This window comes from Dapis purpurea BLCC-M126, from assembly GCF_050015975.1.
In the GTDB taxonomy this organism is placed as follows: domain Bacteria; phylum Cyanobacteriota; class Cyanobacteriia; order Cyanobacteriales; family Microcoleaceae; genus Trichodesmium.
On the sequence record NZ_JBNHER010000070.1, the window covers coordinates 23,927 to 31,338 of the forward strand.

Annotated in this window: 6 protein-coding genes; 4 read left to right on the plus strand and 2 right to left on the minus strand. The window is 39.7% G+C overall.

Going from position 1 to position 7,412, the window contains the following annotated elements:
* Positions 1–621 precede the first annotated feature (621 nt).
* Positions 622–984, minus strand: a complete 363-nt coding sequence (locus tag ACP6PL_RS06580) for a winged helix-turn-helix transcriptional regulator (protein ID WP_426543783.1) — start codon at positions 982–984, stop codon at positions 622–624.
* A 214-nt stretch (positions 985–1,198) separates the two neighbouring features.
* On the opposite strand from ACP6PL_RS06580, the gene ACP6PL_RS06585 reads away from it, so the two are divergent.
* Genes ACP6PL_RS06585 through ACP6PL_RS06600 form a run of 4 tightly spaced genes read left to right on the plus strand, consistent with a single transcriptional unit; the run spans position 1,199 to position 3,786 of the window.
* A complete protein-coding gene (locus ACP6PL_RS06585; RefSeq protein WP_426543785.1) occupies positions 1,199–1,819 on the plus strand; it encodes an NAD(P)H-dependent oxidoreductase in 621 nt (206 codons plus the stop codon).
* A 51-nt stretch (positions 1,820–1,870) separates the two neighbouring features.
* On the plus strand, positions 1,871–2,581 hold the full coding sequence (locus tag ACP6PL_RS06590) for a glutathione S-transferase family protein (protein ID WP_426543787.1): 711 nt from the start codon (positions 1,871–1,873) through the stop codon (positions 2,579–2,581).
* 57 nt (positions 2,582–2,638) lie between these two features.
* Entirely contained in the window at positions 2,639–2,935 is a 297-nt protein-coding gene (locus ACP6PL_RS06595) for a putative quinol monooxygenase (RefSeq protein WP_426543789.1), read from the plus strand.
* Positions 2,936–2,982: 47 nt separating this feature from the next.
* The gene (locus ACP6PL_RS06600; RefSeq protein ID WP_426543791.1) at positions 2,983–3,786 is read left to right on the plus strand and encodes an SDR family oxidoreductase; all 804 of its coding nucleotides are present in this window, start codon (positions 2,983–2,985) and stop codon (positions 3,784–3,786) included.
* A 282-nt stretch (positions 3,787–4,068) separates the two neighbouring features.
* Here ACP6PL_RS06600 and ACP6PL_RS06605 read toward each other — a convergent pair whose 3' ends face one another.
* Positions 4,069–7,032, minus strand: coding sequence for an insulinase family protein (locus ACP6PL_RS06605; RefSeq protein WP_426543793.1), 2,964 nt, complete (start codon positions 7,030–7,032; stop codon positions 4,069–4,071).
* Positions 7,033–7,412 lie beyond the last annotated feature (380 nt).

Sequence of the window (7,412 nt, forward strand, 5' to 3'; positions counted from 1 at the left end):
TTTCTTATAACACCGAAGCCAACGGATTTGATATCATGTCCGCTCTTAGCGGAAAACGTCCCTACTGTGGTCTACTGAAATGAAAACCGCTGTATTATACCAATTTGAAAAATAGCTGCTATGGCATAATTCTTATCTGACAAAGATTTCAAGTTACTTATTTGTAATATTCTTTTTTTAGCTTTGGTGAATCAAGCTATGAAATCTAAAGAATGCAAAATAGAAAATGTTTTTTGATTAGGAGTTAGGCAATCGTCTTTTGAAGAAAAATCATAGCTACGCATTACCAACGCTTAGTTGGGCATAACTTAATAGTAGAAAAAATCAACTCCTCACATCTCTAAATGATAAATAGGGCTAGCTGATTAAATCTGAAAGCATTGATAGATAAAGGTAAGTGCCATTTTTGTTCTCTAAAAGAGCCAGCTTTTGGCTATCAATAGCTGAAAAAGTGAGGGTTTTGAGCAGACAACAGCTCCAAAATTTAGGGACAAATATATCCCACTACATCTTCTGTCGTCGAATATTTCTACTGACTACTGACTACTGACTATTGACTACTAAAAAGACTAAAAAGACTTTTTCAGCAAGCCCTAAGTAATTGTTTTAGGTGAAGAGAAATTAGATATTTTGCTCCTCTGCCCATTGCTTCAAGCCTTCTAAAAATGAGAGTGCTGTTCTCCCAAAATCAGTAATCTCGTAGGTGACAGCAAAAGGTCTTGTACTAACTACCTGACGTTTAACCAAACCATCATTCTCCATCTCTCTTAACCTTTGAGTTACCATCTTTTTGCTCGCTCCGCCGACTTGACGAACTAGATCGCCAAAACGTACGGGTTTATCCTTGAGATGCCAAAGAATAGATCCTTTCCATTTTCCACCTATAAGCCTCATTCCGCGTTCAATTGGACAAGGTTTAAGACAAGGTTCAGTTGCCCGCTTGCGGCCTAGAGCGTCGGTTTCTATTTCTATTTTAGAACTCATTCCTCACCTGGTTACTAAAAGTATACTGGTTGACTATACTAACTTGATTTTATATATTTCAATTATGGCAGTAACTTTAGTACATCATAAAACATGACTCTTTGAATGCTGGAATACCTACAAACACTGATAAATAATGAGTTTTTCAAAGCACCATTTGAAAAATATTGATGAACCGCAGATTTACAAATACTAAATAAATCAAGGCCAACTAATGAATACTCTGCTCTTAATTTTAGGTAAAGAAACTAACGAATTTGCTAAAGGTAACTATAATCAAAGTCTTTTTACGATCGCAGTAGAAACTTTAAAACCTCGTTATCAAATTTTGACTACTATTGTTGAAGATAGCTACGATATTCCAGAAGAAATCACCAAATTCAAACAAGCTGACGCAGTAATCTTTCAATACCCAGTGTACTGGTTTATGATGCCAGGATCATTAAAGAAGTACATGGATGATGTTTACACTTATGGTGAATTTTTTGCGTTTAGTCGTGGTGAATATGGCTCTGGTGGACTAATGAAAGGTAAAAAGTTTATGCTTTCTACTACCTGGAATGCACCCATCGAAGTCTTCAATAATAATAATCCTAATAGCTTTTTTGAAGGGCGATCTGTAGAGGAAGTATTGCTACCAATGCGTAAATCCCAGGAATATTGTGGTTTAGAGGAGTTACCTCATTTTTCTTGCCACAACATTGTTAAAAATCCTCAATTTGAGTCAGATAAAGAGCGGTATATTCGTCATCTAACCAGAGTTTTTCTAGATTTCCATCCTTCTATAAACGCAGAAGCTCAAAAAGTATCATCTCTTGCCAGTAATGCTGACTAATGTTCGATTTATCCTCAAAGAACACTATTAATTTAGAACCGAGAAAAGATCGTGACCAAACAACCAGAAATTCATGTTTATACAGCTTCCACTATGAACGGATGGAAGCCACTAATCTTTCTAGAAGAAGCTGAAGTTGAGTATGACATGACCTATATTGACTTTTCTAAAAAGGAACAAAAGTCAGATTGGTATATGAAGCTCAACCCAAACGGACGTATTCCCACTATCGTAGATCGGGGTAATGACGATTTCGCTGTTTTTGAATCGGGTGCAATTCTCTGGTATTTGGCAGAAAAATATCAAAAGTTTCTCCCTCAAAGCCAAAAAGCTCGCTCTCAAACACTTCAATGGTTAATGTTTCAAATGGGCGGTATCGGACCAATGATGGGACAGGCGATGTACTTTCAACGGATTGCCGAACCCCAGGGACATCGGGATGAGTTTGCTATCGAGCGATATGTAAAAGAGTCGCGCCGACTACTCGAAGTATTAGACAAACAGCTTGAGGGTAAAACCTTCTTGCTGGGAGATGAATTTACGATCGCAGATATTGCTACTTATCCTTGGACGAGAGCCTATTATTGGGCAAATATTTCTGTAGATGGGTTGAACAACCTTCAAGCTTGGTTTGATCGTATTGACAAAAGAACTGCTACCCAAAGAGCTTTAGAAAAACCAAAACCCGTACCTGAGTTTTTTGGTCGAGGTGATGTTGACTCTGCCCAAGCTGCCAATGCAGCTAGATTTAAAGATAAATAATGCAACAACTCTAATCTTATGTGACTAATAGAAAATTAGAGACAAAAAGTAAAGATCATGAGCGAAAAACTATACACGGTTGCCGTATTAAAGGCTCAAACTGGAAAGTTTGACGAGCTAGTTGCGGTTCTAGAAGAACTAGCAAAAGAGACTCGTCAAGAAGCAGGGGCGTTACAATATGGGTTTTATCGTAATCAAGAAGAGCCTAATACCATACTGTCTTTTGAAGAATGGCAAGATGCAGATGTTGAATCTGCACATTGGAAAGCACCCCATCTCACTTTGGCGATTGAAAAATTCAAGGACATTTTAGATGGTGAACCAACGATCTATAAAAGTCATCAAATCATCTAAGTTTGTTTGATAAATCAAAGTATTTTTCCTAAGAAAGGAGATTTCTTATGAGTAAGACAATTTTAATGACAGGTGCAGGTTCAGGATTTGGTAAAGGTACGGTACTAGGGTTGGCAAAAAAAGGTCATAAGGTAATTGCTACCTGTGAAAACTGGCCTCAAGTTACTGAACTGAGAGCAGCAGCAGAACAAGAAGGTGTTGACATTGAAGTCCCTAAGATGGATCTGCTGAATAAAGAAGAACGGGAATTTGTGTTTGAGAAATATGCTGACGAAATTGACATTTTAGCTCCCAACGCAGCTACTGGTGAAACAGGTCCAATCGCTGAAATTCCTGTCGATCGGGTACGTCGGGTATTTGAGGTGAATGTATTCTGCACGCTAGAATTTATCCAGCCCTTCGCCCGTCATTTTGCCAAAAAGGGGAAAGGAAAGATTATCTTTACCTCTTCGATCGCGGGGTTTTCCACTTTCCCGTTTCTCGCACCCTATTGTGCGTCCAAACACGCCCTCGAAGCTATCGTACAGTTAATGCGTGAGGAAATGGAAGGTACTGGAGTAAAGATTGCCACTATTAACCCTGGTCCATTCCGTACAGGCTTTAACGATCGTATGTACGACACCCTTGATCAGTGGTACGACGCTGACCAAAACTTCACCCCTGAAAAGCCAATTCGCGATACACAGCAACTATTTGCGGGTGACGATTTGCAACTCGATCCTCAAGGAATGATTGACTTTATGATCGAGACTATTCCTCAAGACAATCATAAATTCCGCAATGTTTATCCTCAGCGTTTTATTGAAGATGTGAAGAAGTATCAGGAAAGCTTGTGGGATATTAAGATTTAATATCATGTCTGGTTCAATACTTACACTTTGCAGGAAGGAAGGCAGGTAGGCGAGCCGTCTGATTTTGCTGGCGCACAACTTTGCAATTCGGCTATCGCTGACATGGAAAGCGGAACATTCCGTCAGGAAAAGGTGACGTACAGCAGGTATCTCTCCTACCCCCTTTTGAAAGAATCGACTTTTTCACAACAATAAACCGGGTTTATTGCGTTAATTATTGTTTTTCACGCTAATAAATCCGGTTTCTGCTAGTGCGGGGATCTTACTAGCTTCGGGTTAATATTACATAATATCAGAAATGTTCAATGGATCTGTCTCCCTATGATTGTTTGCTTCTTCCAATTTCTCACGAGAAGACATCACGCAAACATTATTACGTTCCATCCCCGCAATAAACACATCCAACAAAGTTTGTTTCACATCCTCTACTGTAGCTTTTAGCGATCGCTCATAACGTTCTTCCCTGACTTCAGCACTGTGCGCTATCAGATAACGTTCTAAAGCTAAACTTGTTGCTGTCTCTGGACGCAACACTGGAGAATCATCCTGAGTTGTAGCAATAATAGCGCGGTCAACGTCAGTCTGAGTCCAATCTACATCCTTGAGATAATCTATTAAACCAGCAAATACATCAAGAGTGCGACTAACATGGGGGTCGCGATAGGAATACAGAGAAACAGTCTTTCCTAAACCACTGTAACTACATCCTGCACCATAAGCATTACCCTTCAGACGAATTTCACTGAATAGATAACCCAAACCTAATAAATGAGCGCCTAACCTTAAAAGTGGCGACCTTGGATCACTAAAGTGAGGTGCTGGCATAGTCTGAACGCAATAAGCCACCTGTACAGGACCTGCTAAACCTTCCCGTATATTGTAAATTGGTTCAAAGCGACTACCAAAAATGTCTCCTTCTTGTTGCTGTTGTTGGAGACCCCACTCTGAGAGAGTTTTCTTGACTACCTCATAAGCACTATCCGAACCAGTAAAACTAGCAGTTAAAGGTTGATTCGCAATAAAATCACGGATAGTTTCAATCTGAGTCATCATATTGGCTCCATGCTCATCAAAGCGATCGCATACTTTATTCAGCAACTCTAGTTGAGGTAAACCATTAACAATCTCACTAATACTTGCCTCCTTCGTCATACCAGCACTAGCTCGCAACATAGCTGTGTAGATGCCATTGTAAATCAAATCGGAACTACATTGAGCATGAGACTGAATCATCACCTCCCGTAGTCGAGCTGTATCACGAGGGTTAACTGCAAAAATCATGTTTCGCAACAACTCTAATGCTGGTTCAATCTGGTCATCCAGAGTTTTCATGGTGACGCGAATTCCATACACAGGGCGATAGGCATCTTGAGCATAAGTACGCAACTGACATTGAAAATTAATGCCACCAGTATAAGAAGCAATACCACGAGCAACCTGTTCGTAGTTCATTTCTCCTGCACCTAATTTTCGGAGTGCGTCTATATAACTAGATACATACAACCACAAATCTTCAGGCAACCCCCGCAAACTGAAATCTAGTTGTAAATAATTTACCCCATTTGCCAAAACATGGTTTCGTAATAGTGTCACTTCACCATCAAGTTGTTCGACATCAGTGGGAATATGTTCTGGTTTTTCCGGTAAGTCGCCTACTTGTAGTTGGGGAAGTTTAGCTACTGCTTCAGGAGCATTGGGAGTTCCTGACTCCACTTCTAATTCTTCTGCTTCAGTAGCAATGTGTTCTAGTTGTTCTGGGGTTAGTTGAGAACGAAGCTGTTCCACTTGTTCCACTACTGCTTGGTCATAATTAGATTGCCATTCTTGGTCTGGTTTTAATACCAATGTCAAACGGTGGGGGTTATTGAGTAACTTTTCGCGAATTAAGTCGTTGAAATAGTTAGGATTTTCAGCATAACGTTGTTTACATTCAGCGAGGCGATCGCCAATATGTAAAAGCGTCAATGGATCGTTACCATAAATCCAGGTTTGCATCACCCGGAACAACATCCGCAAAGGATACATCCGAGCAATTTCTTGGTGTTGATAGGTTGCCTGTTGAAATGCTGCCTCAACAATACTAGCTTCAATTTCCCCTTCAGCAATTTTTTCTAGGGTATTGATGACTAACTGACTAAATGCTTCACCCCGATCTGGTTCGCTTCCTTGAATACCAATATGGAAAGTAGCTTCTTTACCCACAGAGTCTACTCCAGAGCGAAGTAAGTCTTGACCAATTTGGGATTCAACGATCGCCTTTTTTAATGGTGCTGCTTCATTTCCCAACAAAATACGACTGAGAATATCTAAAGCTACCCATTCTTCAGAGTTGGTGCTATCTCCCACCAACCATTTCGTCATTATGTAAGTTTTCTCTTTTGTTTCGTCTGCTGCACTAACAGGATAAGATTCTTCTTTAAACTGAGATTCGCTCCACCGAGATTGAGGATTAATATTGATATTGGGTTCCCGTCTTTCAAAAGCTTCTAATTTTTGGGCTAAAAAGTTGAGATATTCGGGAGTGGAAATATTGCCGTAGAAAACGAAGTAAGCATTACTAGGATGATAATAGTTGGCATGGAAGTCACGGAAGTCTTCGTAAGTCAGTTCGGGAATATTTTTGGGGTCACCTCCGTATTCCAAACCATAAATGTTATCAGGAAATAGACTCTGGTTGGCAATACTGTCTAACCTTTGTTCGGGGTCAGAAAAAGCTCCACTCATTTCGTTGTAAACTACCCCTGTAAATTTTAATTCCCCTGTGGGGTTTTCTGGATCGGCAGGAGCTAAGTGATGTCCTTCTCGTTTAAATGTATTTTCAGTCAGCAGGGGATGGAATACAGCGTCAAAATATACTTCTGCCAAGTTGAATAAGTCTTGTTTGACTTTACTGGAAACTGGATAGTAGGTACAGTCAGGGCCAGTCATGGCATTAATGAAGGTTGCTGGACTCATTTTTAGCATTTCAAAAAATGGTTCCCGTACAGGATATTTTTCTGAACCTGCTAGTACAGAATGCTCTAGGATGTGGGGTACTCCTGTACTATTTGGAGGGGGTGTGGGAAAACTAATTGAAAAGAGATTTTCAGCATCTTCTGAATATAGGTGTAACAGTTTTGCACCTGTTTTGAGATGTTCTAGCTGATATGCCACCATCTGCTGTTGCTTGAGGTCAGTAATGGCTTTTACTTCAAAGCCTTCTAGTTTTTGTCCAACTTCTAAGGTTCTTTCGGTTAATAGAGGCATAGAAAATGAATTACTATTTTGTTTACTTTTTCTTAGTTTAAGTCATTTCTGATGTTCGGTTTACTCTCCTAGTTAGGTAGGGTTGTTCCAAAGGAGTACCAAGATGGGGAGTTATACCATTTCTCAAAAAGAATGCTATATATAATTGGGTGGGGAAGTGGGGGAAGTGGGGGAAGTGGGGGAGGTGGGGGAGAGGTTAAAAGTAGGAAAAACTAATACTAACCGATTAATAATTGTCAAAAACAGACTTTGAATTTTGCTAAATATTTGACTTCAGAAGTCAAACTGAAGTATAGCATTACTTTTGGTAATTGGTATTAGGGAGGGGGAGTTCATTAATTGATAATTGATAATGGATAATTGATAATTACCTCTGGTTA

Excerpts from the sequence above, each read along its gene's own strand:
- ACP6PL_RS06595 (WP_426543789.1), top strand. The coding sequence starts at position 2,639 with ATGAGCGAAAAACTATACACGGTTGCCGTATTAAAGGCTCAAACTGGA.
- ACP6PL_RS06585 (WP_426543785.1), top strand. The coding sequence starts at position 1,199 with ATGAATACTCTGCTCTTAATTTTAGGTAAAGAAACTAACGAATTTGCT.
- ACP6PL_RS06600 (WP_426543791.1), top strand. The coding sequence starts at position 2,983 with ATGAGTAAGACAATTTTAATGACAGGTGCAGGTTCAGGATTTGGTAAA.
- ACP6PL_RS06580 (WP_426543783.1), bottom strand. The coding sequence starts at position 984 with ATGAGTTCTAAAATAGAAATAGAAACCGACGCTCTAGGCCGCAAGCGG.
- ACP6PL_RS06605 (WP_426543793.1), bottom strand. The coding sequence starts at position 7,032 with ATGCCTCTATTAACCGAAAGAACCTTAGAAGTTGGACAAAAACTAGAA.